Below are 23,970 nucleotides of genomic sequence, written 5' to 3'. Positions count from 1 at the left end.
AGCCCGACGCATCGATAGCGGCCGGTTGAGTGCTAAGGATCCGAATCGTGCAATGTAAATCCCTAAATCGTTATCTTTCCGTGATCGATTCTGATGCGTCGATCGTGCGATCGTGCTCGGGCCATTGGAGATCGCGGGGGAGCGACATGTTTTCAGGGCGTAGTAGGCGGCTGTCCGTGCGCGGGCTGGTCGTGTCGATGGTCGTCAGTGCGGCGACCGTGGTGTTCGCCGTCGCCGCGGACACATCCCGGCCGGCGCTGACCGCGGACCCGGGGCCGCGCGTGACGAAGGTCTCGCCCGTCACGCCGAGCTTCGCGGAGCAGGCGGCTCCGCCGCCGGAGTTCCACGCCGCCGCGACCGCCCTGCCGGGCGCCGGCGCGGCCACCCTGCAGCTGGACACGACCGCGAAGACGCGCGCGGCCGGGTCACCGGTGTGGGCGCAGCGCACCACCGCCGGACCGGCGCAGGTTGGCATCCAGGTCTTCGACCGCGCGGCGGCCGAGCAGGCCGGCGTCTCGGGCGTCCTGCTCAGCATCGAGCCCACGGCGGCAGCCGGCGACGGCACACTGCAGGTCGGCGTCGACTACGCCGGGTTCGCCGAGGCCTACGGCGGCAACTACGGCAGCCGGCTCCGGCTGGTGCAGCTGCCCGCGTGCGCGCTGGTGACCCCGCAGCTGGCCGAGTGCCGCCGCGGTACCCCGCTCGCCTCGAAGAACGACCCCGTGGCGCGCACGGTGTCGGCGCCGGTGACGTTCGCCGCGCAGACCGCACCGGCGAGCATGTCGGCGTCGCGCGCGCCCTCCGTCGCGCCGGCGATGATCCTGGCCGCGACCGCCGGCCCGGGCCAGGGCGGCGGCGCCGCCGGCACCTACGCCGCGACCGAGCTGGCGGCGTCCGGCACGTGGTCCGGTGGCGGCAGCACCGGCGGCTTCACCTACCAGTACCCGATCGCCGTGCCGGCGGGCCCGTCGGCGGTCGTCCCGGACATCGCGCTGTCCTACAGCTCCTCCGGGATCGACGGGCAGACGTCGTTCACCTCGGCGCAGGCGTCACGGGTCGGCGACGGCTGGTCGGCCGGCGAGTCCTACATCGAGCGGTCCTACGTCTCCTGCGAGGAGTCGCCGGAGAACTCGCCCGTGCCCGGCGCCACGCCGGACCTGTGCTACAACGGCCCGATCCTGACGCTGTCGCTGAAGGGCGACTCGACCGCCCTCGTCTGGGACGCCGGCAAGAGCGTCTGGAAGGCCGAGCACGACGACGGCGCGGTCGTCACCCACGTCACGAACGTCGACAACGGCTCCGGCACGCGCGACAAGGACTGGTGGACCGTCACCACCCGTGACGGCACCGTCTACTCCTTCGGCCGCAACCGGCTGCCCGGCTGGGTGTCGGGCAAGGATGCGACGAACTCCGTGGACTCCGTGCCGGTCTTCTCCGGGCACGTGGGCGACCCGTGCTACAGCACGTCCGGCTACGCGGCGTCGGTGTGCACGATGGCGTACCGCTGGAACCTGGACTACGCCGTGGACACCTACGGCAACGCGATGTCCTACTGGTATCAGCAGGACACGAACTTCTACGGCCAGCGCCGCGGCGCGGCGAACGTCTCGTACGTGCGCAACAGCTACCTCAAGCGCATCGACTACGGCTTCACCGACGGCAACGCCTACAACAGGGTGCCGAACCAGGTCGTGTTCGGCACCGACGTGCGGTGCACCGTGCAGCCGTGCTCCCCGCTGAACGCGACGACGAAGGCCAACTGGCCCGACGTCCCCTACGACCTGATCTGCCCCTCCGGCGCGACCTGCGCGTCCGCGGCGCCGGCCTTCTTCTCCACCGTGCGCCTGTCGTCGATCACCACCCAGCAGTGGTCGATCGCCGCGAACGACTACAGGCCCGTCGACACGTACACGCTGACCCACAGCCTGCCGGTCAACGGCGACAACACGTCGCCGACGCTGTTCCTCACGTCGCTCACCCGCACCGGCAACGACACCAGCGCCGGCGGCTCCAGCACCTCGATCACCCTGCCGCCGATCACCTTCGCGCCGAAAGCGCTGGCAAACCGCACCGACAACAGCAGCTACCCGGCGCTGTACCGCAACCGCATCGGCAGGATCACCACGGAGACCGGCTCCGTCATCGAGCCGACCTACACGCTCGTCGACCCGTGCGCGACCCCGGTCACGGTCAACCCGGCCGCCAACACCACGTCGTGCTATCCGGTGTGGTGGACCCCGGACGGCGCCTCCAACCCGGTCAAGGACTGGTTCAACAAGTACGTCGTGTCGAAGGTGACCCAGGACGACCCGACCGGCAAGGCGACGACCGCGGTCACGACCTACCAGTACCTCGGCGGCGCGGCCTGGCACTTCGACACCAACGAGCTCGTGCAGTCCAAGTACCGCACCTACGGCCAGTTCCGCGGCTACGGCGACGTCAAGACCCTCGCCGGTGACGGCGTCAACGACCGGCAGACGCTGTCGCAGAGCACCTACTACCGGGGTATGGGCGGCACCGTCACCGACTCGCAGGGCGGCACCCACACCGACGCCGAGCAGCTCGCCGGCTTCACCCTGGAGTCGACCGCGTACCTGGGCAACGGCGGTCCGGTCGACAACTCGACGATCACCTCCTATTGGGTGTCCGCGGCCACGGCGACCCGCACCCGCACCGGCCTGCCCGCGCTGACCGCGACCTGGACCGCACCCGCCGAGACCTTCACCCGGCAGGCCGTCACCGGCTCCGGCGCGACGACCTGGCGGTACAGCGCGATCGACACCACGTACGACGCGGACCCGGCCAGCGGCACCTTCGGCCTGGCCCTGCGCAAGTACAGCCACACCGTCCCGGCCGATCCCGTCTACGACTCGTGCACGGTCACGACCTACGCGAAGGTCAACGCCGCGGCGAACCTCGTCGGGCTGGTCTCGGAGGCGGAGACCGACGCGGTCGCGTGCGGCGGCTACACCGCGGGCACCAAGCCGTCGGCGCCGTCCGCGTTCAACACGCTCACCGCGCCGGCGTCGGTCAGCCGGCCCGCCCAGGTCATCAGCAACACCCGGGCGTTCTACGACGACCCGGCCTTCGGCACGACCTTCCCGCAGACGGCCGCGCCCACCCGCGGCAACACCACCATGACGATGCAGGCCACCGGCTGGTCCGGCGGCGCCTACACGTACCAGACCGCGGCGCGCAACGAGTACGACAGCGTCGGACGGATCACCGCCACCTACGACGCCCGCGGCAGCGTGTCCCGCAAGGAGTACACGGCGAACGCGGTCGGCCTCACCGTCGGCATGAAGACCACCAACGCGCTGCTGCAGTCCATCTCCACCACGCTCGCCCCGACCCGGTCGCTGGTCCTCACGGTCACCGACGCCAACGGCATCGTGACCACGCAGCAGTACGACGCGCTCGGCCGGGGCACGTCGGTCTGGCTCGCGTCGCGGCCCACCTCGTCACCGGCCAACTATAAGTACAGCTACCAGCTGGTCGGCAGCGGCGCCGGCGCCCGTGCGGCGGTGACGACCGAGAAGCTCAACAGCGCCGCACAGTACGTGCCGTCCACGCTGATCTACGACAGCCACTTCCGGGTGCGGCAGACCCAGGGCCTGACACCCAACGGCGGCCGCCTGATCACCGACACGTTCTACGACAGCCGCGGCTGGGTCCGGGCAAGCAACGGCGCCTGGTCCAACCCGGGCGCCGCGCCGGACACCACGCTCGTCGCCCCCGACCAGGTGACGCCGGCCCCGTCGATCCCGGTGCAGCACTTCTACGCCTACGACGGACTGGGCCGCGTCGTGGTCGACACCAGCGCCGCGAACGGCGTGACCGTGTCGACCGAGACCACGGTCTACAACGGCGACCGGACCACGGTGATCCCGCCCACGGGCGGTGTCGTGCACGCCAGCCGGACCGACCCGATCGGCCGGACCGTCGCCGTCGACCAGTACAGCGCCGCGCCGACCCTGAACACCCCCGCCGACACGTTCACGGGCGTCTGGTCGGTGAGCGGCGGCACGAAGGTCAGCACCACGTACGGCTTCGACGCGCACGGCAACCAGGACAAGGTCACCGACGCCGCCGGCACGATCTGGACCCAGACCCACAACATGCTGGGCCAGGTGATCAGCCGGGACGACCCCGACGCCGGGCACACCGACCTCGAGTACGACCTCGACGGCAACCTGACCCAGACCACCGACAGCCGGCACAAGGTCACCTCGTACGAGTACGACACGCTCAACCGCAAGGTCGCCGCCTACGCCGCACCGCGAACCGCGCAGACGCAGTCGAACCGGATCGCCCTGTGGGTGTACGACAACTCCGACAACGCCGTCCCGACGATGAAGTACCCGATCGGACGCCTCACCAGCAGCACCGCGTTCTGGAACGGCAACGGTTACAAGTTGCAGTACAAGAACTTCACCGTGTTCGGCGGTTCGCTCGGCGAGTCGGTCACGATCCCGTCGGCGGGTGAGGGCACCGCGCTCGGCACCATCTACAACTACAGCCACGCGTTCTCCGCGATCACCGGGATGCGCCTGAAGGACACGTACCCGGCGGGCGGCGGGCTGCCGCTGGAGACGGTCAACTACGGCGTCACCAGCGCCCTCGACCTTCCGGACTCGTTCGGTGGCCTTGCCAACTACCAGTCGGCGACGACCTACGACGACTGGAGCCGGGTCAGCAAGGCGACGCTGAACGACTCCACGAACCGTGCGTACCTCAGCAACCAGTTCGACCCGCACACCGGTGCGCTGCTGAACCAGACGCTGAAGAACGCGAGCCAGAGCCCGATCGACTCGCAGACCTACAAGTACGACCCGGCCGGGAAGCTGCTGCGGCAGACCTCGACCCGGCTGGGCGCCGGCACGCCGACCGAGACCCAGTGCTTCGGCTACGACGGCATCGCCAGGCTCACCGCCGCCTGGACCGCGACGGACGACTGCACCGCGATCCCGAGCGCCGCCGACCACCACACGGTCGGTGACAGCCTCGGTGCGGCCAGCGCCTACTGGACGACGTGGACGATCGACTCGCTGGGCAACCGCACCCAGCAGGTGCAGCACAGCACCACCGGCGGCGCCGACACCACGACCGGCTACGTCTACAACGGCAACGGCGCCGGCCAGCCGCACACGCTGACCAGCACCACGAACTCCACCTACCAGTACGACGCCGCCGGGAACATGACCAACCGCACCACCCCGGCGCAGGGCAACCAGACGTTCGCGTGGAACGACCAGGGCCAGCTGACCAGCGTCGTCGGCGGCTCCGCGTCGAGCAGCTTCAAGTACAACGCCGACGGCGGCCTGCTGGTCCAGCGCGACGTGGGCACCACCACGCTGTACCTGCCGGGGCAGCAGCTGGTCCTCAACAACACCACGCAGGTGGTGACCGGCACCCGCTACTACGCCCTGCCCGGCGGGGCCACCGCGGTGCGGACCGGCTCGACCGCCTCGGCGTACAAGTTCGAGCTCACCGACCAGCACGGCACGCCGGCGGCGTACCTGGACAACACGGCGCAGACCGCGACCTGGCGCCAGTTCACGCCGTACGGCGCCCCGCGCGGCGCGACCGTGACCGGCCCCGACAACCACGGCTTCCTCAACGGCATGATGAACGCCGACACCGGCCTGACCCGGCTCGGCGCCCGCGACTACGACCCGCTCACCGGCCGCTTCACCAGCCTCGACCCGCTGCTGGACAAGGCAGACCCGCAGCAGCTCAACGGCTACAGCTACGCCCACAACGCCCCGACCAACAGCAGCGACCCCAGCGGCCTGCGCCCGACCAGCTGCGAGGAGAACCGCGACTGCGGCGACGACGCGCCGTCCGGCACGGTCACGGTCGGCAGCTCCTGCATCCACGGCTCCGCGGAGAACTGCGCCGAGTACACCGTCGAGCTGTCGGGCATCAAGATCCAGCGTTATAGGCGCGGCACCGTGGCGTGGACGGTTGGCGGCCGCCAGTACATCAACGGGGTGGACGTCACCCGCCTGTTCGACATGGTGGACGCCGGTGGCAAGCCTCCGTCGCTCGACGACGTCGCCAGCGGCCTCGACGCCTACATGAGCGATCACGAGCACGACAGCATCCTGAACCCCGAGGTCACCGCCACCGGCATCTACCTGGCGTACCAGGCCGGTTACATCAAGAACAACCACAACGGCATGTTCGCCATGGCCGCGCTGTCGCTGAGTGAAGCGGGTAGGTCACTGCTGTCACAGGCGAGCTTCTCGAACCTTTCGATGGACGAGGCCCGCTATGCGATGGAGTCGGCCTCCGGTGGTGGCAGCGGCGCCGGTGCCGCCGCGAAGCGCGAGGCGAAGGCCGCCGCCGCGGAGATGGCCGCCGCAAGAGGGCTGGCCGGCAAGGCCAAGCAGATATCGTGCGAGTTCGGCAACAGCTTTGTCGCCGGGACCGCCGTCCTCATGGCGGACGGCTCGTCAAAACCGATCGAGGCCGTCAAGATCGGGGACCTCGTGCAGGCGACCGATCCGAGGACGGGACGGACCTCGCCGGAGGCCGTGCTTGCCACGATCGTCGGCGTGGGGCAGAAGACCCTCGTCGAGGTGGTCGTCGACCTCGACGGGCCTGCGGGCGACGCCGAGGGCGTGCTCGTCGCCACGGACGGGCACCCGTTCTGGGTCGACGATGACGACCGTTGGGTCGACGCCGCGGACCTCGTGGCGGGCGATATGCTCGCTGCACCGGACGGCCGTACGCTCGGTGTGGCGCGCATCCGGGTCTGGACGCAGCCGGAGCGGGTGTTCAACCTCAGCGTTGCCGAGCTGCACACCTATTACGTGCTCGCCCGAAGCGTGCCCGTCCTGGTGCACAACAACAGCTGCCCGGAAGTCGTCAAGGGCGTCTGGAACCGCGGCACCTACTCCTCTGTCGACGAATCCTTCGAGAGGCACTGGGAGAAGCATGCGAAGCCGCTCGGCATCTCCCGTGAGCAGTACGCCCAGGACGCGGCGAATTGGCTCGCCGGCAACCCGAAGAAGAATTGGCGCGAAAACGACTTCCACGGAGAATTTGACGCCGACAAGACGTTTACCGGCACCAAAGTTCAATCCAAGAACTCAGGGATCGGCGGAACGATCGCACCGGACGGAACTATGTACTCGTTCTGGTACGACCCCAGATACTGAGTAGGAGTCGACAGCAGGGTGCGTGACATGGAGCTGTCTGGTTGGCGGCCGGACTACGCCGCCGCACCCGCGCAGCTGCGGAAGCAACGCGATCGTCTGCTCGGACTGGTCGGCCGGCGGGTGACCGCCGGCCGGACCGGCTGGGACCCTGATCGCGGGTTATGGTTCGACCGGATTCCGCTGGTGCTGACCTTCGACGACGACTCGCAGCTGGAACTGGCCTGGGACAATTGGGACTCGCTGTCGGTGACCTGGGGCACCATCGATCTCTCGGTCGCGCCTCGGGTCGGCGGGCGGCCGCACGAGTGGCGTGGGTCATGGCCGGAGCCGGTCGCGGCCGTCGTGGAGCAGACCGTAACCGGATTCTCGGTGGTCGAGGGTCCTTACTTCAGCGGTGAGGATGTCGACTTCACCGACGGCCCGCCGATGCATGCCCTGGCCGGCTACCTGGTCTGCGGACTGTGGATCGACACCGGCGACGCCGGGCTGTATGTGTTCAACGGTATGAACGGGCTCGGATCTGTTCCCGGTGTGCGGGGCTACGGTGGCGTGGACCGGACGACGCCGCTGGAGGTGTTCTCCGGCGAGGACTGACGGGTCGTATCGCCCGCCACCGGCGGTGGATCCACCGCATCTGCCCGAGGCGTCGACAACGCCGCCGGTCGTGCGTCGATTCGCATCACGCCGCGGCGGGTGGGTATGACGCGGGCATGACGCTCGCTGCTCCCACCGCGACCCACGCGCTCGGCGTGCAGCGCTTCGTCGCGCTCAGCACGTTCCGGCGCGACGGCTCGCCGGTCGCCACGCCGGTCTGGATCACGCAGGACGGTGGCACGCTGCTGGTCATCACGCCCGCGGACACGCACAAGGTGCGGCGGCTGCGGCACGACCCGCGGGTGCTGCTGGTGCCGTGCTCGCGCACCGGCAAGGTCCGGCCCGGCGACCGGCCGGTTGAGGGCACCGCCGAGATCGTCGAAGACCCGGCCGAGGTCCGCCGCCTCAGCGGTCTCGTGCGGCGTAAGTACGGCCTGGAGTACCGCATCCTCATGCTCATCGAGCGCATCGCCGCCCGGCAGCGCCGCCGGGTGATGCTGCGGATCACCGTGGCGGGCTGACGGTTGCGGTTGCACCCGGGCGAGGCCGAAGCGACCGGCTGGCGGGTCACACCGCTGCTCGACGTCGCCCGGCAGCTGATCGGCGCGGCGCCCGGCGGCACTGGCCGGCCTCGGGTGATCGCGATCGACGGTCGCGGCGGCGCCGGCAAGTCGACCCTCGCCGAACGGCTCCGGGTGGCGGTGCCCGGCTCCGCCGTCGTGCACACCGACGACGTCGCGTGGCATCAGGCGTACTTCGACTGGGGCGGCCTGCTGGCCGAGCACGTCCTGCGCCCGCTGCACCGCGGCGAGCCCGTCGACTTCCGCCCGCCCGCCTGGGCCGCTCGCGACCGGACCGGGTCGATCACCGTCCCGGCCGGCGCGAGCGTCGTCTGGGTGGAGGGCACCGGCATCATCCGCGATGAGCTCGCCAGGTGGCTGGACGCGTCGGTGTGGATGCAGGGCGACCTCGACGCGCAGGAGCGGCTCCTGCTCGCCCGCGACGGCGACTCCCCGGAGCAGGCCGCGCACGTGGCCGCCTGGCTGGGCGAGGACCTGCCGTTCATGCTGCGCGGGCAGCCGTGGTCACGGGCCACCCTGATCGTCGCCGGTCCGGCGTGGCAGCCCCACGACCCGCAGACCGAGCTGGTGGTCAGCGAGGCGTAGGCACCGGGTGATTTTCGTGCTGATCGCCGCCGTCAGGTGGCTCCCATGATCGGCAGGACAGAACCTAGGCGGCGGCCTCGCGCCGGATCTGGTCGAACTGGGCCGCCATGGCGGTCGCCAGGGCCTGCACGGCGGACAACGGGCGGATCATGACCGTCAGCTCGTCGATCAGGCCGGGCTCGTCCAGGCGCAGGAATTCGCAGCCCTCGACGGCGACGTCACCGATCCGGGCCGTGAACATCAGCGCGTGCTCGCGACCGCCGCCGTCGCTGAACTCGCGGGTGTACCGGAAGTCCTCGAGGACCCGCAGCACGCCACGCAGAATCGCGGCGGTGATGGCCTTGCCCGGGTAGGGCTTGAACACCACCGGACTGTGGAACACCACATCGTCGGCCAGCGTCGCCGCGATGGCGTCAGGGTCACGTGCCTCAACCGCAGCGCGAAAGCCGATCACCGCACCAGCATACGATTGCGGTGCGGTGTCACATCTTCAGGGCTGGGCGGTGCCCGCCTATCACCGCAGTGCCGTCCCGTGACCCGTCTACCCTGCGACTGTGGCGACAATGCAAGAGCTCCTGGCCCTGGACGCCGGCGCGCTGCTCGACCGGGTGTGCGCGTTCGACGCCGACGACCGGGCCGCGCTGCACCGGCCGGTGCGGCAGGCCTGGGAGCGGTACGCGTGGCGGGACGCCCTCGACGGTCGCAAGGATCGGTACACGGACGACGAGGGCCGCCGGCTGCAGCTGATGCACGTGGCCACAGCGCCGGCCGACCAGCTGTTCTGGCCCGCCGACGACCGGCAGCTGCGGATCGTCCGGTCGCGGGGCAGCCGGTTCGTGCACGCGCTGGCCCGGCACGTGCTGCACGCGATGGCGACCGAGGACGCCGGCCCCGACTTCGGCGTCATCCGGCGGGCGGAACGCGACGGCCTCGTCACCTTGGACGCCGACGATGACTATGTACTGGCAATGGTCGGCGGACTCGGCGGACGCTTCAGCGGGGCCGGGCGCCGGGCGGACCTGCTCCGGGCCGACCCGGAGCTGCTGGCCAGGGCATTCTGGCGGATCTTCGAGATCGAGGGCAACCGGCAGGTGAGCCTCGCCAACGTCGACAAGTACAGCGGCCGGCAGCAGCAGACGTGGCACGACGCGGTCCTCGACCTGCTCGACGACGCCACGATCGACCGCGCGCGGGTCCTGGACGCGACGCTCGCCGCGCTCGGGCTCGGCTTCCCGCAGTACCGCGCCGGCTGGTACTCGCGGCTGCACACGGCGCTGGCGCCGACCGCCGACGAGCGCGCCGCCCGGCAGGCCGGATATGTGGCGCTGCTGCACAGCACCGTGGGGCCGACCGTCGCGCTCGCCGTCGCCGCGCTCACCGCGGTGCGCAAGGCCGGCCGGCTCGACCACGGCGCCGCCCTCGTCGACGGGCTCGCCGTTGCGGTCCTCGTACCGGCGAAAACCACCGCGATCAAAGCACTGACACTCACGGGGCACCCGGCCGTCATCGCCGCCGCGCTCGGCCATCCGCACGCCGACGTGCAGGCCGCGGCCGTCGAGCTGGCACGGGTCCACGGCGAGCCGGGCCCGGTCCTGTCCGCGTTGCCGGCACTGGCGCCCGCGGTCGCGACCGACGCCCGGAGCTGGCTCGGCGAGGCGGCGGCGCCGGCGATGACGGCACCGGTCGCCCCGCAGGAGGTCGCGGCGCCGGTACTGGAAGCGGTGACCCCGATCGTCGACCCGGCGGAGCTGGCGGAGGCGTTCGCCATCCTGCTGGAGGACCCGACCGACGCGGAACTGCTCGAACGCGCCCTCTGCGCGGCCGCCCGGCTCGGCCCGGATCCCGGCCGGTACGCCGGTCTGGCCCGCCGCGCGGCGCGCCTGTTGCGTGACGGTCCGGCGTACGAGTGGGGTCTGCTGCTCGACGTCGTCGCCGGTGTGGTGTTCGCCGCCGCCCAGGTGCCGCCGGTGCGCCGGGTGCCGCCGCTGCCGCCGCAGGTGCGGCTGCTCTCCGGGCGGGTGGCGGCCGTGGAGTCCGCGCTGCGGGCCGGGCACCGGTTCGCGCCGTGCGCCGAGCCGACGCATGCGGGCGGGTGGATCGCGCCGGAAGCGCTCGTCGAGCGGTTCGCCGTCGGGACCGCGCCGGATCCGCTCGACGCGGTCGCCGCGCTGCTGCGGCTCGGACCTGACCCGGCAGGCGCGTCCGCGGCGGCTGCGATCCCCGGCGAGCTCGGCGCCGCGCTCCGGTACGCCCTCGGCGGTCCGGCACCGGCGCACCTCGACCGTCCTTTGTGGATCGCCGCGGCCCGGGCCCGCGCCCCGCGCGGCGACGACGCGCCGCTGATCGAGCGCGGACCCGGCTTCGACACCGCCGGCGCCGGACGGGCACCCGCGTGGCGGGTGACGTTCGATCCCGAACGGCAGTACTACGGCGTCCGGGTCGACGCGCTCGGCCCGGCCGCCGCGCCGGCACCGCCCGACCCGGCGCTGCCCACCGTGACGCTCGCGGGCGTGAGCCCGTCCAGCGACCGGCTGCCGCCCCCTGCGTGGCACCCGTGGCTCGCGTCGCTGTGGCCCGGCAACATCGAGCCGCTCCTGGCCATCGCGCTGCAGTACCAGCTGATGTCCCTCGACGGCACGGTCGACAGCGGCGCCGGGGCCCACGCCTTGCACCTGCTCGGCCGCACGGTCGCCGACCTGCCGCCGCTGAGCCCCTACATCGTCGCGACCGGACTGGGCGCGGCCGGCGTCGCCGACCGCATCGCCGCCGTCGACACCGCCGCGGCGCTGCTGCCCCGGCGGATGGCGCCGGCAGGGGTGGCGTCCGCGATGGCGACGCTGGCTCCCGCGGTGCCGCTGAACCGCTGGTCCGCCGCGCTGGGCGACCTGTCCGCGGCCGGCCGCGGCACCGAGGTCCGGACCCTGCTGACCGCCCTCCTGCCGTCCCTCGACCGCAGCACCCGTGGCCTGCACACCCTGGTGGAACTGCTCCGCGACGAACACCTGCGCGCCGCCGTCCCGGTGGCCGATCCCACGCTGCGGCAATGGCTCTCCGCGACCACCGGCAGGTCGAAGACCACCACCGCCGCGCGATCGCTCCTGACCTTCTGAGCCCCGGGTGCGGTCAGCTGCCGATCTGCTGACCGGTGTCGCTCCAGGTGTTGTTGGACCACTGGGGCAGGGTCGAGGCCTGCAGCGCCTGGGTGCCGTAGTAGCCGCCCTTGGGCCAGTAGCCGCCGCCGGACTGGCGCATGAACGTGTTGTTCGTGACCCTGCCGTTGGTGATCTTGTAGTTGGCGTCGTACCAGTAGAACGAGTAGCCGCCGCCGTTCATCAGGTTGCTGTCCACGACCACGTCGCTGATCGGGCCGAGGTCCGCCTTCAGCAGGATGCACGAGGTCTGGGTGTGCTGGTTCTCCAGACGGTTGTGCAGGATGCGGACGTGCACCGCGTTCGTCGACTGGATGACGTCGTTGTGCTGCTCGCCACCGGTCCCGTTCGGGTCGTGCAGCCAGGAGTCCTGGACCTCACCCCAGCCGTCGATGCGCAGGATGTCGCCGGACCCATGGGCGTTGACGCGCAGCAGGCTGTAGCCGGTCCGCCCGATCAGCGCGATGCCGCCGCGCGACGCGTCCTGGCCCTGACCGTCGATCTCGGTGTCCTCGACGCGGAGCCTGGCGTCGTCGTCGATGACGGTCACGGCCTGGACGTTGGCGACGCGGATCCGGCTGTTGCGGATCGTCACGTTCCTGGCCCGGATCTCCAGGTGGCCGACGATGTCTTTGCTGTCGATGACGGTGCCGTCGACCGTGATCGTCATCGGTCCCGGGTACGGCGTCAGTGTCACCTTGGGCCGGGTGTCGCCGGGAAGTCCTCGCGGGTATCCGGTGTTGTGCGCGGCCGGGAACCCGGCCACCGTGTAGGGCTCCGGCGCTCTTGTGGTGGCGCTGGTCGCCGGGGTGCCCGGCCGGCTGGTCGTTGCCCCGGCCGTCGGGGCGGCCGTCGTGCCGGTCGTCGTTCGGGTCGGCGAAGGCGACTGCGAGACCGGCACCGAACCTGCGTCCGTCACCCCACCTGAACCCGTCGAGCCCGCCGAACCTGTGCCCCCCGACGCGGCCGAACTCGCCGGCGCAGCAGACTTGGCCGCTGTGGCCGAGCCGGTCGGCAAAGACGGTCCGCCGGACTGGCCGCCGGCCGACGCCGCCGGTCGCCCTTCACCGCCCGGCGGCTCCGGATGCGCCCTGACCACCGGCGCGCCCTTGCAGGCGCTCAGCCCGCCCGCGGCCAGCACCGCCACGACGACGATACCGACGCCAGCACCACGCAACGACGACACCCGCACCGGATCACGCGAGACGTCCCGCGACGCTTCCCGCCGGTTCATTGTCGGGGATCCTCCCGGACTGCTTCCGGAACCATTCCGGACCGGCAGCATGCCACGACGCGCATCCTGCGAAGACCTGCGGCCGCAACGTTCACGACACCTCCATCCGGCGGTCACGAACCGTACGCGGCAGCCCGGCGGGCAGCAGCCGGCCCCACCCCGATGCCCGCAGCCGCACTACGCGGGGCCGGCCGCCTGACGCGGCGCTCAGCCGTTGTAGTGCGCGCCGTTGGTGTAGTGGTCGGTGTAGTGCGTCATCTTCGGGTCCTGGGCGTGGATGGCGTCGACGCGGTCGTACTTGCCGTCGTGGTCGACGTCGGTGTAGAGCCGGTCGAGGTAGCCGTCGCCGTCGCTGTCGACCTGCAGCAGGTCGGCCTTGCCGTCCTTGTCGGTGTCGTACTTGATCTCGTCCAGCCGCCCGTCGTGGTTGTGGTCATACCCACGGGCGTCGATGTAGCCGTCGTGGTTGCTGTCCCACGCCTGGCTGTCGAGGTTGCCGTCGCCGTCGAGGTCGTACTGGTACACGTCGTCGCGCCCGTCGGCGTTCGAGTCGACGCTGAGCCACTCGTCGTGGCCATCGTAGTTGGTGTCGTGCTCCACGACGTACGGAATGTCGGCGTCGGTCATGATGGGCTCCCTCGGTCGCTGCGTCTCAGCTCACGGTAGCCCCGCGCCACCTCGGTCAACTCCCGAAACTGTGCCGCCTCCCAGGCGGTTCCGCCGCCGCGGGCAGTGGCCGTCAGGGCGTGGACCGCAGGCCGTCGAGCAGGATGTTCAGCAGGCGGTGTGCCCGGGCGGTATCCGTTGTAGTCGGCGGTGGAAGTCCTCGGGGCCGGATGCCCAAACGCATTAGCAGCAGCGTCCACGTTCTACGCAGGAGGCGCTCAGGCACGTTGTATTTGTTGTCGAGAAACAAACAAATACAACTGAGATCAAGTCCTTTGAAAGGCCCTCGCCGGTGGCGTCGCTCGACAGAAACCCAACGCAGATGCTCAGCACCGCTGCGACGAACATTGCGATGATCTGGAGCCGCTCACCGAGACCATTGCGGCCTGTCGCCGGACGCTGGACGACGCGCGGTCCGCCATGATCGACCAGGCTGGCAGGCTGCGCGCGGCCAGTCGGGCGTCCGAATGACGTCGACCGACTCCTCGCCTTCACCGCTTTGCGGTTCGTGCGCAGGCGTCAGCGGAGGTGTGTACGCCGGATGAACAGTCATGCCCCGTGTGCACCATGCACATTGACCAGCGAAAGTACATCCTGGATACGCCTCTGATCCGCATGTTACCGTGCGGCCGACGATATCGCATCGATCGATGTCGTCAATTCGTCGTTGGGAGGTGAATCGCATGCTCAGCTTTTCGGGTCAGATCGGCACGACGGCCACCGGCGGGTTGACCGTCACGGTCGCTCCGGGTGCCTCCACCACGTGCGGCGGCGGCAACTGCTGCTGCACCAGTTGCTGTTCGTGGTAATCGCCGGCCCATGCGCCAACCAGTGAAGGGAAACCAGCCTTGCTCAGCTTCTCCGGCCAGATCGGCACCACGGCCACCGGTGGGCTGACCGTCACGGTCGCTCCGGGTGCCTCCACCACGTGCGGCGGCGGCAACTGCTGCTGCTCCAGCTGCTGCTCCTGGTGATCCGGCCGCTGCCGGTCACCTCCCTGTCCGCGCTCGCATCGGAGTGACATGCCCTACCGCCGCACCAGGGAAGAAGTCGAGGAAGCGCTCAAGGACCACGACTACCTCCGGGCGGTCGGCAGCTTCGCGATGCAGCACACGATTGTCTCGATCTACACGTCATCCACGGTCGTCCGGACCCCAGATTCCGTGGTGCGGGGCCGATGGGCGACCGGGGATGACGCCTTCGCCGGCGAGGAGCTCCTGCTCAACTTCCGCACGGACAACGCTCGGCTGGGCTTCCAGATGGGCATCGGCAGGTTCTACGAGCCGGACGCGGTCCTGTCCTCCTGCCACGCCGACCTTGAGGAAGACCTGCGTGACGTCGTCAAGCTGCCCGCCGCGAAACCCATCCGTGCGGGACTGACCGCGGTCGTCACCGAGCGGCGCAGCACCCGCCTGTTCAGCGGCGAGCCGATCTCGATGGCCGACCTGTCGGCGCTGCTGTTCCACTGCCAGGGTGCCACCGGCAGCCTCCCGTACGGCAATCCGGCCGACCCGCACGGCGTGATCGGGCTGCGCACCGTCGCCTCCGGCGGCGGCCTCTACCCGGTGACGCTGTACGTCCATGCCTTCAACGTCGCGGGGCTCGCCCCCGGCGCGTACGAGTACCTGCCGTACGCCCACGGTCTTTCGCCGGTCGCGCCGCATCAACAGCTGTCGCCGGCACAGGTGCTGCGCTCGCCCGACGTGGACGTCGAGCGCAGCGGGTTCGTCCTGACGTTCGTGTACAACCTCTACGACAACTCGCGCAAGTACGGCGACGGGGGTGTCGTGTTCGGGCTCATCGAAGTCGGCGCCATCCTGCAGAACCTGCACCTGGCCCGCACGGCGCTCGGCCTGGCCGGCTGCGACCAGGGCGGCTACGACAAGCAGACGATCGAGAAGATGCTGGACCTGGACGGCCTGACCAGCCACGTCGTGCACGTGAGCGTGGTCGGGCAGGGAGAGTAGTCGGTGAGCGCAGACGAGTCCATGATGGACAGTTACCTGCTGGCAAGCACGGCGCGGTTGGTGGAGGACGGCGCCGGCCGCTTCCGGATCCGCACCGGAGTGTGGAACTTCGAGGAGGCGGTGATCGACGTCAGCCGCGAGTCGCCGGCGGTGGGGGCCACCGTGCGGTCCGCGCTGCGTGCGGCGGCCGCCGGGCCGGTGCGCGTCGCCGACCATCTGGATCCGGGGCTGCAACCGATCGAGTCGGCCAACATCGAGCGCCTCTTCGCCGACCTGGCACAGGCGGGATTGTTCGTGCCCGCGCGTGAGCGCGACAGCCAGGATGCGGTGACCGCGGCGCTGCTGGGCCGGATGGTGTCGCCGTACCCGGGGGACGGCGAGCCGCCGAGCGGTGAGGTCGCCTTCCTGTCGGACTCTGCCGCGGCCACGGCGCAGGCCGAGCACCTGGCGGCCGGGATGCGGCTGCGGCTGGCGCCGCTGGACCAGGAGATGGTCGAGCGCCTCTCGAGCGCCGACCTCACGTCCCGTGTCGACGGCCTGGCCACCGAGCAGGCAATGGCCGACCTGACTCCGGCGCTGACCGGCTCGGCGGCGCTGGTGACCTGCCTGCAGCGACCGTCGCTGCCGTTGCTGCGCAACATCAATCGCGTGCTGGAAGGCCGCGACGTGCCGTGGGTGTGCGCGTTCATCGACGGGCCGTTCGTGTCCGTGGTAGGCCTGAAGTCCCCGCACACCGGCTGCTTCGAGTGCTTCGAGCAGCGGGCGCTGGCGCGGCTGGAGGACCACGTGTCCTATCACGACTTCGCCCGCTCGCCGGTCGGGTCCGCGGCACCGCGCGCCGCGGACGCGCCCATGATGAGCCTGCTGACCACGCTGGCGCTGACCGAGGGATACCTGCACGCGACGGTGGGCGTGTCGCGGCTGTCGGGCCGGGTGCTCGGCGTGCATCTGCCCACGCTGGAGATCCAGACGCAGGACCTGCTGCGCATGCCCGCCTGCCCGGGCTGTGGCAAGGTGTCCCGCCAGCGGATCCGCGAGATCAACTTCAACAGCCGGGCGGCCGTGGACCGGATCGTGTCCGGGGTGCTGCGATGAGCGCAGTGTCGCACTACCCGCCGATGACGCGGCTGCTGCGGCGGTACAAGCACCTGGGGGCGAACCAGACCGGCATCATGCCGGGGTTCTTCGTCGCCGTCGCCGACATCCCGGGCGAGCCCCGGATGCGGGCGATGACGGCGACCATGCCGCACTACCACCGCCTGATCATGGGTGACCCGCATCTGCAGGTGCAGTACCACCTGAGCGGGTACGGCCTGTACCAGGAAGAGGCCATGATCAAGATGATGGGGGAAAGCGTCGAGCGGTACGCCGCGATGGTCGCGATCCGCCTGTTCGACCAGGATTTCCGGTACGCCTCACGGCGCGAGCTGTCGGCCGAGGGCGAGTGCATGCCACTGGAGTACCTGGGCATCCTCGGTCCGGAACAGCAGCGCACCCTGGCCTCGCGCCTGCACCGCTACGCCGACCGCCCGCCCACGGAGGACGACGTCATCGCGTGGGTGCGCTGCCCGGCGCTGACCCGGCCGGGGGAGGACCTCTGGGTCCCCGCGCAGCTGTTCTTCCTCGGTTTCACCACCTCGGCGACACACGGCGACCTGCTCTTCACCCCGTCGTTCTCGACCGGCACGGCGGCACACGTGAGCCTGGAGAACGCGCTGCGCAACGCGTTGATCGAGGCGGTGCAGATCGACTCGTTCGTCCTCAACTGGTACACCCCGAATCCGTGCCCGCAGGTCGTCGTCGACGACGAGGACGCGCTGCGGGTGCTGGCCACGATGAACCTCGGGCCGGATGCCGACTACCGGGTCCGGGCGATCCACCTGACCCGGCCCGACCTCCCACTGCCGACCATCGGCGTGTACATGGACCGCAAGACCGACGCGCTGCCGATGCTCAGTTTCGGGGTGCAGGGCGACGCCGACCCGCGCTCGGCGCTGTTGCGCGGAGCGATGGAGAGCGCGGCCATCCTCGGCCTCGGCATGTACAGCGCCATCTTCGACACGACGGCGGTGCACGCGGCGACGAACTCCTCGCCGTACCTGGACCTCGACTCCAACGTGTTGTTCTACGCCGGACCGCAGGACGCGGAGCGCAAGCGCGCCATCGTCGCCGAGCGGTTCAGCGGGTCCGTGAAGCTCTCCGAGATCGCCCCGCTGACCGGAGCGTCGACGCTCGAGTCGCTGCTCGAGATGGTGGCCGGGGTGAGCCGATGGGCGACCTACCTCGACATCACGCCGCCGGAACTGGCCGGCACCGACTGGAAAGTGGTTCGCGTCCTCATCCCCGAACTGCTCAGCATGTGCCTGCCCGGGATGCCGCCGAAGGCACATCCGCGCATGGTCGCGCACGGCGGAGTGACGAATGTCCACCCGCACCCTCTGCCTTAGCGTGCTGGTACTGCTCTGCGCGGCGTTCCCGGCGCAGGCGTTCCGGCTGACCCTGTCCGGAGTACTCGGCGGCACCGGCGCTCGCGGCACGGCACGGCGCGGACTCGACCCGGCCGTGCGCGGGCAGCTGGTGTTCGCCGTGGCGCTGATGGCCATGGCGGCGCTGGTAGCCACGCTCGCACCGATGCGGTGGGACCTGTCCTCGCCCGTCGATTGGCGCTGGTACGCCGCCGCGGTGGCGTTCGGGTGCCTTGCCCCGGTGCTGGAATGGGCCGCCGGCGCCGCATGGCTGGCGGCCCGGCACCGGCGACTGGCCGGCATCGCGCTGCACCGGCTCGCGGGCGGCGGATCGGTCTGGGTGGTGCTGGCCGCCGTCGGCGCCGCCGCTGCCGAGGAGGTGCTGTTCCGGGGCGTGGGACTCCACCTGCTGGGAGTTGTCCTGGGCTGGCCGGCCGCCGCGGCGCTGTTGGTCACCGCCGTCGTGTACGGCCTCAACCACCTCTACTTCGGCGCCATGACCGTCGCGCAGAAGACCTTGACCGGCATCGGGTTCGGCCTGCTGTACCTGCTGGGAGGCGACAACGTGCTCGTGCCGATGGTGGCGCACGCGGTGCAGAACGTGGTCGTGCTCACCGTGCTGCGGCGCCGGGAGCCATCGTGACCCGCGACGCGGCGTTGTTCACCGCCGTCGCTGTCGCGGCGACCGTGGCCTGGCTCGCGCTGTACCGGCTGCCCTTCCGGCGCAACCGTACCCGCCAACGGGTACGCCTGGCCGTGGCCGGCCGCACGGGGCTGCCCGGCCGATACGTGTTCCCGATCCTGGGCACCCTGGTGTACCTGGCCGGCGGCGTCCTCGCGTCGATCCTCGTGATGTACTGGGGCGGCCTCGACGTGGCCGACCTGCTCGCCTGGCACGTCACCCCGCACGACGTCGGCCTGCTGGTGCTGACCGCCGCCGGGGCCAGCGCGCTGACCGCATTCGCCATGTCCGTCCTCTATGCCGTGCGACCCCGCACCGACGTGCCCGGCGCGGTCACCGGCGTCCGCTGGATCACCGAAATCCTGGCGCTACCCCGGGCCTGGCGGTACATCGTCCCGGCGACCAGCGCCGCCGTCGAGGAGTTCTACTTCCGCGGCGTCTTCCTCGGCGGCCTGCTGGCCGTCGGCACACCGGTGTGGGCCGCCATCGCGATCAGCGGCGCGGTCTTCACCGTCGGCCAGGTACTGCTGACCGAGACGGCCCTGCAGGCCACCGTGCTCGCGCTGTCCAGCGTGGTGCTCGCGGTGATGTGCGGGCTGCTGGTGATCGTCGCGGGCAGCGTTCTCCCGGCGATCGCGGTGCATGCCTCGTTCGCCGCCTACTACACCCAGACCAGCGCGCGCCGGGTCGCTCCCGTCGCGGCCGCAGTGCCCCGATGAGGAGGCCGACAACGGTGAGTCAAGAAGCAGAAGCAAGCGCCGCCGAGCCATTCGTCGACGCCCGGAACATCACCGTCCGCTACGGTGACCTGGTCGCCGTCGACGGTGTCGACCTGAGCGCCGGCAAGGGCGAGGTCGTGGGCGTGATCGGCCCCAACGGCTCCGGCAAGACGTCGTTGCTGGAGTGCGTCGAAGGGCTGCGGAAACCGGCCACGGGCACGATCCGCGTCGGCGGCTTCGACCCGTGCGCCGACCGTACGCGGATGACCCGCATCGCCGGCATCCAGCTCCAGCAGCTCGTCTACCCGCCCCGCGCCACGGTCGAGGAGATCTGCCGGCTCTTCGCGTCGTTCTACCCCGGCCCGGCCGATCACATCGAGCTGCTCGACCTGTTCGGCCTGAGCGAGCAGCGGCGCAGCCAGGTCGTCAAACTGTCCGGCGGGCAGCAGCAACGGCTGTCACTGATGCTGGCGCTGCTGAACAACCCGCAGGTGGTCTTCCTCGACGAGCTGACCAACGGCCTGGACCCCGCCGCCCGGCGCATGGTCTGGGACGAACTGCGCCGCCGCAACCGCGACGGCCTCACCATCGTGATCACCTCGCATCACATGGAGGAGGTCGAGTACCTCTGCGACCGGGTCAACGTGCTGCTCAAGGGCCGCGTCGTAGCCACCGGCACACCCACCGAGCTGATCCGGGACCACGCCGGCGACTCGGCCCGGCTCGTGCTCGACGGCGCCGGCGGCAACCGGAAGCTGGCCGAAGGCCTCACCGGACTCGGTTCCGGGGTGCGGGTGGAGCCGGCCGGGCAGCGGCTGATGCTCGAGGTGCAGCCGGCACGCCGCGGGGACGTCGACCGGGTCCTGGCCGAACACGGCACCACCGCGCGGGAGCTGCCGGCCTCGCTGGACGACGCGTACCTGAACCTGACCGGGCAGGCCGCCGGAACGGCCCCGAGCGAAGCGGACAACGTCGATGTTTCCTAGCGTCCTGGCGTTCGAGTCGAGGCGAATGCTGCGCAACTTCCCGCCGCTGTTCTTCGGCCTCGTGTTCCCGGTCATGGTGCTGGGCATCTTCGGCGGCATCTACGGCAACAAGCCGTCCGACCTGTGGGACGGCCTCGGCACCGTCGACGTGTCCGTGCCCGCCTACGTCGGCCTCGTCCTCGCCGTCGCCGGGCTGATGAGCTTCCCGCTGGGCATGGTCGAGTACCGCTCCCGCGGGTTTCTGCGCCGGCTGAGGGGGACCCCCGCCCGGCCGACCGTCTTCCTCACCGCGCAGCTGCTGATCAACATCGTCATCTGCGTGCTGGGCATCGCCCTGCTCGTCGTCGTCGGCTCGCTCGTGTTCGGTCTGCGAGCGCCGGAGCGGACGCTCGCGTTCGCCGGTCTGGCGCTGCTGTCCGGCGCCGCCATGTTCGGCATCGGCCTGCTGATCGCCTCCATCGCCAAAAGCGAGCAGACGGCCCTGGTCATCGCCAACCTGGTGTACTTCCCGATGATTTTCCTGACGGGCGCCACCGTCCCGCTCGAGCTGATGCCCGACTGGATGCGCAAGCTCAGCGACGCCCTCCCGTTGACGTACGCGATCGACGCGCTGCAATGGGCGTGGCTGGACCGGGGCGACTCCATCGGCGTCGATGTGGCGGTGCTGGGCGGCACCGTCGTGGTCTGCGCCGCCGGCGCCGCCTGGCTGTTCCGCTGGGAATGAACCCCCTCGTCGACCGGACCGTGCAGGCCACCGCGTACGCAGCGGCGGCCTGCCGGGCCGCGGAGAGCCGCCTTCCGCGCCCCCGGGTGTCGGACCCGCTCGCCGAGCTGTTCACGCCGCCCGCCGCGGCGGCGCCGATCGCGCGGCTCGCCGACGCCGGGCGGGACGAGGTCGTCGCCCGTACCGTCCTCATCGACCGCATGCTCGTCGATGCGCTCGAGCGCCGGCCGGGGGCCGCGGTGGTGAACCTCGGGGCCGGTTTCTGCACGCGGCCGTACCGGATGCGACTGCCCGGATGCCGCGAGCTGGTCGAGGCCGACGACCCCGCCGTCGTCGAACTGAAGGACCGGACCCTGCACGGCCGGCCGCACAGTTGCCCGGTACGGCGGGTCGGCCTGGACGTCCGCGACGGGACCGCGGTGAGCGCCGTGGTGGACGAGACGGGACGGTCCGGCGACGTGATCGTGCTCACCGAGGGCCTGCTGGTGTACCTGCCGACCGGAGCGGTCACGGCACTGTCGACCACGCTCGCGAACCGGACCGGCGCCGCGCACTGGATCGCCGACATCGTCAGCGCGGAATCCGCCAGGCAGATGCAGACCCTTGCCCGGCGCGTCCCCGGCGGGCTGGCCCTCTTCGGGCTGGACTCACTGACACCGCTGGAGGAACCGGGCTGGCAGGTCGTGGCCTACCGGGCCCTGCCGGTGCCGCGACCCCGGTACGGCGCCTCCAGCCGCACGCTCGTCGACGGCGTGGTCGCCCTCGAGCCTCGCCACGGCGGCTGAGTCCGGCGCGGAGCAGCTCGCCGCCTGCGGCCGGACCGCCTCACGCCTCGGCCGCTTCCTCTGGACAGCCCGACGTTCAGGGCGGGGAGGCCGCCGTGGCCCTGCCCGCACACCGGACACGGCTGCCGGCGTTCCCTACGAAGGTCGTGCCGGGTCCTCGCCTTGAGACAGATGTGGGTCGAAGCCGTCCGTCGATACGGTGACAGCAGCTGTCAACTGCCCAGGGAGGCGTCGTGAAGTTCCTCGCACCGTCCACCTGGGACGAAGCCCTCGCGGCCAAGGCGGAACATCCGGACGCGGTGCCGATATGCGGTGGCACCGACGTGATGGTGGCGCTGAACTTCGGCCGCCGGCGGCCGGCGGCCCTGCTGGACCTGACCCGCGTCACCGACCTGACCGAATGGGGAGCCGACGGCGGCGAGCTGCGGATCGGCGCCGGCGTCACGTACCGGCGGATCATCGACGAGCTCGGCGGTCGCCTGCCGGGCCTGGCGATGGCGGCTCGGACGGTCGGCTCGCCGCAGATCCGCAACCGCGGCACGGTCGGCGGAAATCTGGGCTCCGCCTCGCCGGCCGGCGACGCCCATCCGCCACTGATCGCCTGCGGCGCCGAGCTCGAACTGGCCGCGGCGCGCGGCACGCGGCGGCTCGCCGTGGCCGAGTTCTTCGCCGGCCCGAAACGCAATGTGCTGTCCCCCGACGAGCTGATCGCGGCGGTCCATGTGCCGCTGCGGGAAGGCCCGCAGCAGTTCGCGAAGGTCGGCGCGCGCAACGCGATGGTGATCGCGATGTGTTCGTTCGCGGTGGCGCTCGACCCCGTGCGGCGCAGCGCCGGCACCGGGATCGGGTCGGCCGGTCCGACGCCCCTGCGTGCGACAGCGGCGGAGACCTTCGCGGCCGAGCTGCCGTGGGAGACGCGGGGACCGTTGTCCGATCCGGCCGTCGCGCGGTTCGGTGAGCTCGTCGCGGCCGCGGCCCGGCCGGTCGACGACCTGCGCGGGACCGCGGTGTACCGGCGGCAGGCGTTGTCCGTCCTAGGTGGACGGACGCTGCGGTGGGCGTGGGAGGAGTACCGATGCGGATCAAGCTGACCCTGAACGGTGCGGCCGCCACCGCCGATGACGTGGGTGAGGCGGAGAGCCTGCTGTTCGTGCTGCGGGAGCGGCTCGGTGCCCCCGGCGCGAAGAACGCGTGTGAGCAGGGCGAGTGCGGGTCCTGCACGGTGTACCTCGACGATACGCCGGTCTGTGCCTGCCTGGTCGCCGCGGGACAGGTGGAGGGTCGTGCGGTGCGCACCGTCGAGGGCATCGCCGGCCGGAGCCGGCTCCACCGGATCCAGCAGGCGTTCCTCGACGCCGGCGCCGTGCAGTGCGGGTTCTGTACCCCCGGGATGATCGTCACCGTCCACGACCTGCTGCGACGGCATCCCCGCCCGAGCGAACCGGACATCCGCGAGGCCCTGGCCGGGAACCTGTGTCGATGCACGGGCTACGAGCACATCGTGGCCGCGGTCAAGCTCGCCGCCGGGGGGCCGGGATGACCGCGGGGTCGATCGGCACGTCGCCGCAGCGCCCCGACGGGACGTTGAAGGTGACCGGCGAGTTCGCGTTCTCCTCCGACCTGTGGGCCGACCGGATGCTGTGGGGTGCGACCCTGCGCAGCCCGCA

The 23,970-nt window shown here is 71.0% G+C and carries 19 protein-coding genes; 15 read left to right on the top strand and 4 right to left on the bottom strand.

Annotated features, from left to right (window positions below; translation table 11 throughout):
- The first annotated feature begins 176 nt into the window (after positions 1–176).
- The 4 genes from ACZ6TV_RS53535 to ACZ6TV_RS53520 all read left to right on the top strand — a co-directional run bounded on the left by ACZ6TV_RS53535 (position 177) and on the right by ACZ6TV_RS53520 (position 8,926).
- Positions 177–7,166 carry a polymorphic toxin-type HINT domain-containing protein gene (locus ACZ6TV_RS53535; RefSeq protein WP_465309178.1) on the top strand — a complete coding sequence of 2,330 codons (6,990 nt, stop codon included), beginning with the start codon at positions 177–179 and terminating at the stop codon, positions 7,164–7,166.
- A 183-nt stretch (positions 7,167–7,349) separates the two neighbouring features.
- Entirely contained in the window at positions 7,350–7,760 is a 411-nt protein-coding gene (locus tag ACZ6TV_RS53530; RefSeq protein WP_465309176.1) for a hypothetical protein, read from the top strand.
- Positions 7,761–7,876: 116 nt separating this feature from the next.
- Positions 7,877–8,281 (top strand): PPOX class F420-dependent oxidoreductase, encoded by a 405-nt coding sequence (locus ACZ6TV_RS53525; protein WP_465309174.1) that lies wholly within the window; start codon positions 7,877–7,879, stop codon positions 8,279–8,281.
- Between the two features lie 3 nt (positions 8,282–8,284).
- The gene (locus ACZ6TV_RS53520) at positions 8,285–8,926 is read left to right on the top strand and encodes a uridine kinase family protein (protein ID WP_465309172.1); all 642 of its coding nucleotides are present in this window, start codon (positions 8,285–8,287) and stop codon (positions 8,924–8,926) included.
- A 64-nt stretch (positions 8,927–8,990) separates the two neighbouring features.
- Here the strand turns inward: ACZ6TV_RS53520 and ACZ6TV_RS53515 are convergent, their stop codons facing one another.
- On the bottom strand, positions 8,991–9,380 hold the full coding sequence (locus ACZ6TV_RS53515) for a nuclear transport factor 2 family protein (protein ID WP_465309170.1): 390 nt from the start codon (positions 9,378–9,380) through the stop codon (positions 8,991–8,993).
- Between the two features lie 109 nt (positions 9,381–9,489).
- Between ACZ6TV_RS53515 and ACZ6TV_RS53510 the strand changes: the two genes are divergently transcribed.
- Positions 9,490–12,036 carry a DUF6493 family protein gene (locus ACZ6TV_RS53510; RefSeq protein WP_465309188.1) on the top strand — a complete coding sequence of 849 codons (2,547 nt, stop codon included), beginning with the start codon at positions 9,490–9,492 and terminating at the stop codon, positions 12,034–12,036.
- A 13-nt stretch (positions 12,037–12,049) separates the two neighbouring features.
- On the opposite strand, the gene ACZ6TV_RS53505 is transcribed toward ACZ6TV_RS53510, so the two are convergent.
- The 3 genes from ACZ6TV_RS53505 to ACZ6TV_RS53495 all read right to left on the bottom strand — a co-directional run bounded on the left by ACZ6TV_RS53505 (position 12,050) and on the right by ACZ6TV_RS53495 (position 14,879).
- Positions 12,050–12,994 (bottom strand): hypothetical protein, encoded by a 945-nt coding sequence (locus ACZ6TV_RS53505; protein WP_465309168.1) that lies wholly within the window; start codon positions 12,992–12,994, stop codon positions 12,050–12,052.
- Positions 12,995–13,516: 522 nt separating this feature from the next.
- Complete coding sequence (locus tag ACZ6TV_RS53500; protein ID WP_465309166.1) at positions 13,517–13,936, bottom strand: hypothetical protein; 420 nt, start codon at positions 13,934–13,936, stop codon at positions 13,517–13,519.
- Positions 13,937–14,675: 739 nt separating this feature from the next.
- A complete protein-coding gene (locus ACZ6TV_RS53495; RefSeq protein WP_465309164.1) occupies positions 14,676–14,879 on the bottom strand; it encodes a hypothetical protein in 204 nt (67 codons plus the stop codon).
- A 118-nt stretch (positions 14,880–14,997) separates the two neighbouring features.
- Between ACZ6TV_RS53495 and ACZ6TV_RS53490 the strand changes: the two genes are divergently transcribed.
- The 10 genes from ACZ6TV_RS53490 to ACZ6TV_RS53445 all read left to right on the top strand — a co-directional run bounded on the left by ACZ6TV_RS53490 (position 14,998) and on the right by ACZ6TV_RS53445 (position 23,843).
- Complete coding sequence (locus ACZ6TV_RS53490) at positions 14,998–15,942, top strand: SagB/ThcOx family dehydrogenase (protein ID WP_465309162.1); 945 nt, start codon at positions 14,998–15,000, stop codon at positions 15,940–15,942.
- Positions 15,943–15,945: 3 nt separating this feature from the next.
- Positions 15,946–17,037 carry a TOMM precursor leader peptide-binding protein gene (locus ACZ6TV_RS53485; RefSeq protein WP_465309160.1) on the top strand — a complete coding sequence of 364 codons (1,092 nt, stop codon included), beginning with the start codon at positions 15,946–15,948 and terminating at the stop codon, positions 17,035–17,037.
- The gene (locus ACZ6TV_RS53480; protein ID WP_465309158.1) at positions 17,034–18,389 is read left to right on the top strand and encodes a YcaO-like family protein; all 1,356 of its coding nucleotides are present in this window, start codon (positions 17,034–17,036) and stop codon (positions 18,387–18,389) included. The genes ACZ6TV_RS53485 and ACZ6TV_RS53480 overlap by 4 nt, the downstream gene beginning before the upstream one ends.
- A gap of 1 nt (position 18,390) precedes the next feature.
- The gene (locus ACZ6TV_RS53475) at positions 18,391–19,050 is read left to right on the top strand and encodes a CPBP family glutamic-type intramembrane protease (RefSeq protein WP_465309156.1); all 660 of its coding nucleotides are present in this window, start codon (positions 18,391–18,393) and stop codon (positions 19,048–19,050) included.
- Positions 19,047–19,808: a CPBP family glutamic-type intramembrane protease gene (locus tag ACZ6TV_RS53470; protein ID WP_465309154.1), complete on the top strand. Its 762-nt coding sequence runs from the start codon at positions 19,047–19,049 to the stop codon at positions 19,806–19,808. Before ACZ6TV_RS53475 ends, ACZ6TV_RS53470 begins: the two co-directional genes overlap by 4 nt.
- A 14-nt stretch (positions 19,809–19,822) precedes the next feature.
- Positions 19,823–20,794: an ABC transporter ATP-binding protein gene (locus tag ACZ6TV_RS53465; RefSeq protein WP_465309152.1), complete on the top strand. Its 972-nt coding sequence runs from the start codon at positions 19,823–19,825 to the stop codon at positions 20,792–20,794.
- Positions 20,784–21,518 carry an ABC transporter permease gene (locus tag ACZ6TV_RS53460; protein WP_465309150.1) on the top strand — a complete coding sequence of 245 codons (735 nt, stop codon included), beginning with the start codon at positions 20,784–20,786 and terminating at the stop codon, positions 21,516–21,518. The genes ACZ6TV_RS53465 and ACZ6TV_RS53460 overlap by 11 nt, the downstream gene beginning before the upstream one ends.
- Positions 21,515–22,303 carry a class I SAM-dependent methyltransferase gene (locus ACZ6TV_RS53455; protein WP_465309148.1) on the top strand — a complete coding sequence of 263 codons (789 nt, stop codon included), beginning with the start codon at positions 21,515–21,517 and terminating at the stop codon, positions 22,301–22,303. Before ACZ6TV_RS53460 ends, ACZ6TV_RS53455 begins: the two co-directional genes overlap by 4 nt.
- Before the next feature lie 233 nt (positions 22,304–22,536).
- A complete protein-coding gene (locus tag ACZ6TV_RS53450; RefSeq protein WP_465309146.1) occupies positions 22,537–23,394 on the top strand; it encodes an FAD binding domain-containing protein in 858 nt (285 codons plus the stop codon).
- Positions 23,379–23,843 (top strand): (2Fe-2S)-binding protein, encoded by a 465-nt coding sequence (locus tag ACZ6TV_RS53445; RefSeq protein ID WP_465309144.1) that lies wholly within the window; start codon positions 23,379–23,381, stop codon positions 23,841–23,843. The genes ACZ6TV_RS53450 and ACZ6TV_RS53445 overlap by 16 nt, the downstream gene beginning before the upstream one ends.
- Positions 23,844–23,970: the final 127 nt, after the last annotated feature.

The organism is Dactylosporangium sp. NPDC051087 (assembly GCF_055586325.1).
Note: the sequence above shows the minus strand (reverse complement) of the source record. Positions and strands in the feature narration are given on the sequence as shown.

Excerpts from the sequence above, each read along its gene's own strand:
- ACZ6TV_RS53525 (WP_465309174.1), top strand. The coding sequence starts at position 7,877 with ATGACGCTCGCTGCTCCCACCGCGACCCACGCGCTCGGCGTGCAGCGC.
- ACZ6TV_RS53510 (WP_465309188.1), top strand. The coding sequence starts at position 9,490 with ATGCAAGAGCTCCTGGCCCTGGACGCCGGCGCGCTGCTCGACCGGGTG.
- ACZ6TV_RS53500 (WP_465309166.1), bottom strand. The coding sequence starts at position 13,936 with ATGACCGACGCCGACATTCCGTACGTCGTGGAGCACGACACCAACTAC.
- ACZ6TV_RS53490 (WP_465309162.1), top strand. The coding sequence starts at position 14,998 with ATGCCCTACCGCCGCACCAGGGAAGAAGTCGAGGAAGCGCTCAAGGAC.
- ACZ6TV_RS53480 (WP_465309158.1), top strand. The coding sequence starts at position 17,034 with ATGAGCGCAGTGTCGCACTACCCGCCGATGACGCGGCTGCTGCGGCGG.
- ACZ6TV_RS53460 (WP_465309150.1), top strand. The coding sequence starts at position 20,784 with ATGTTTCCTAGCGTCCTGGCGTTCGAGTCGAGGCGAATGCTGCGCAAC.
- ACZ6TV_RS53455 (WP_465309148.1), top strand. The coding sequence starts at position 21,515 with ATGAACCCCCTCGTCGACCGGACCGTGCAGGCCACCGCGTACGCAGCG.
- ACZ6TV_RS53445 (WP_465309144.1), top strand. The coding sequence starts at position 23,379 with ATGCGGATCAAGCTGACCCTGAACGGTGCGGCCGCCACCGCCGATGAC.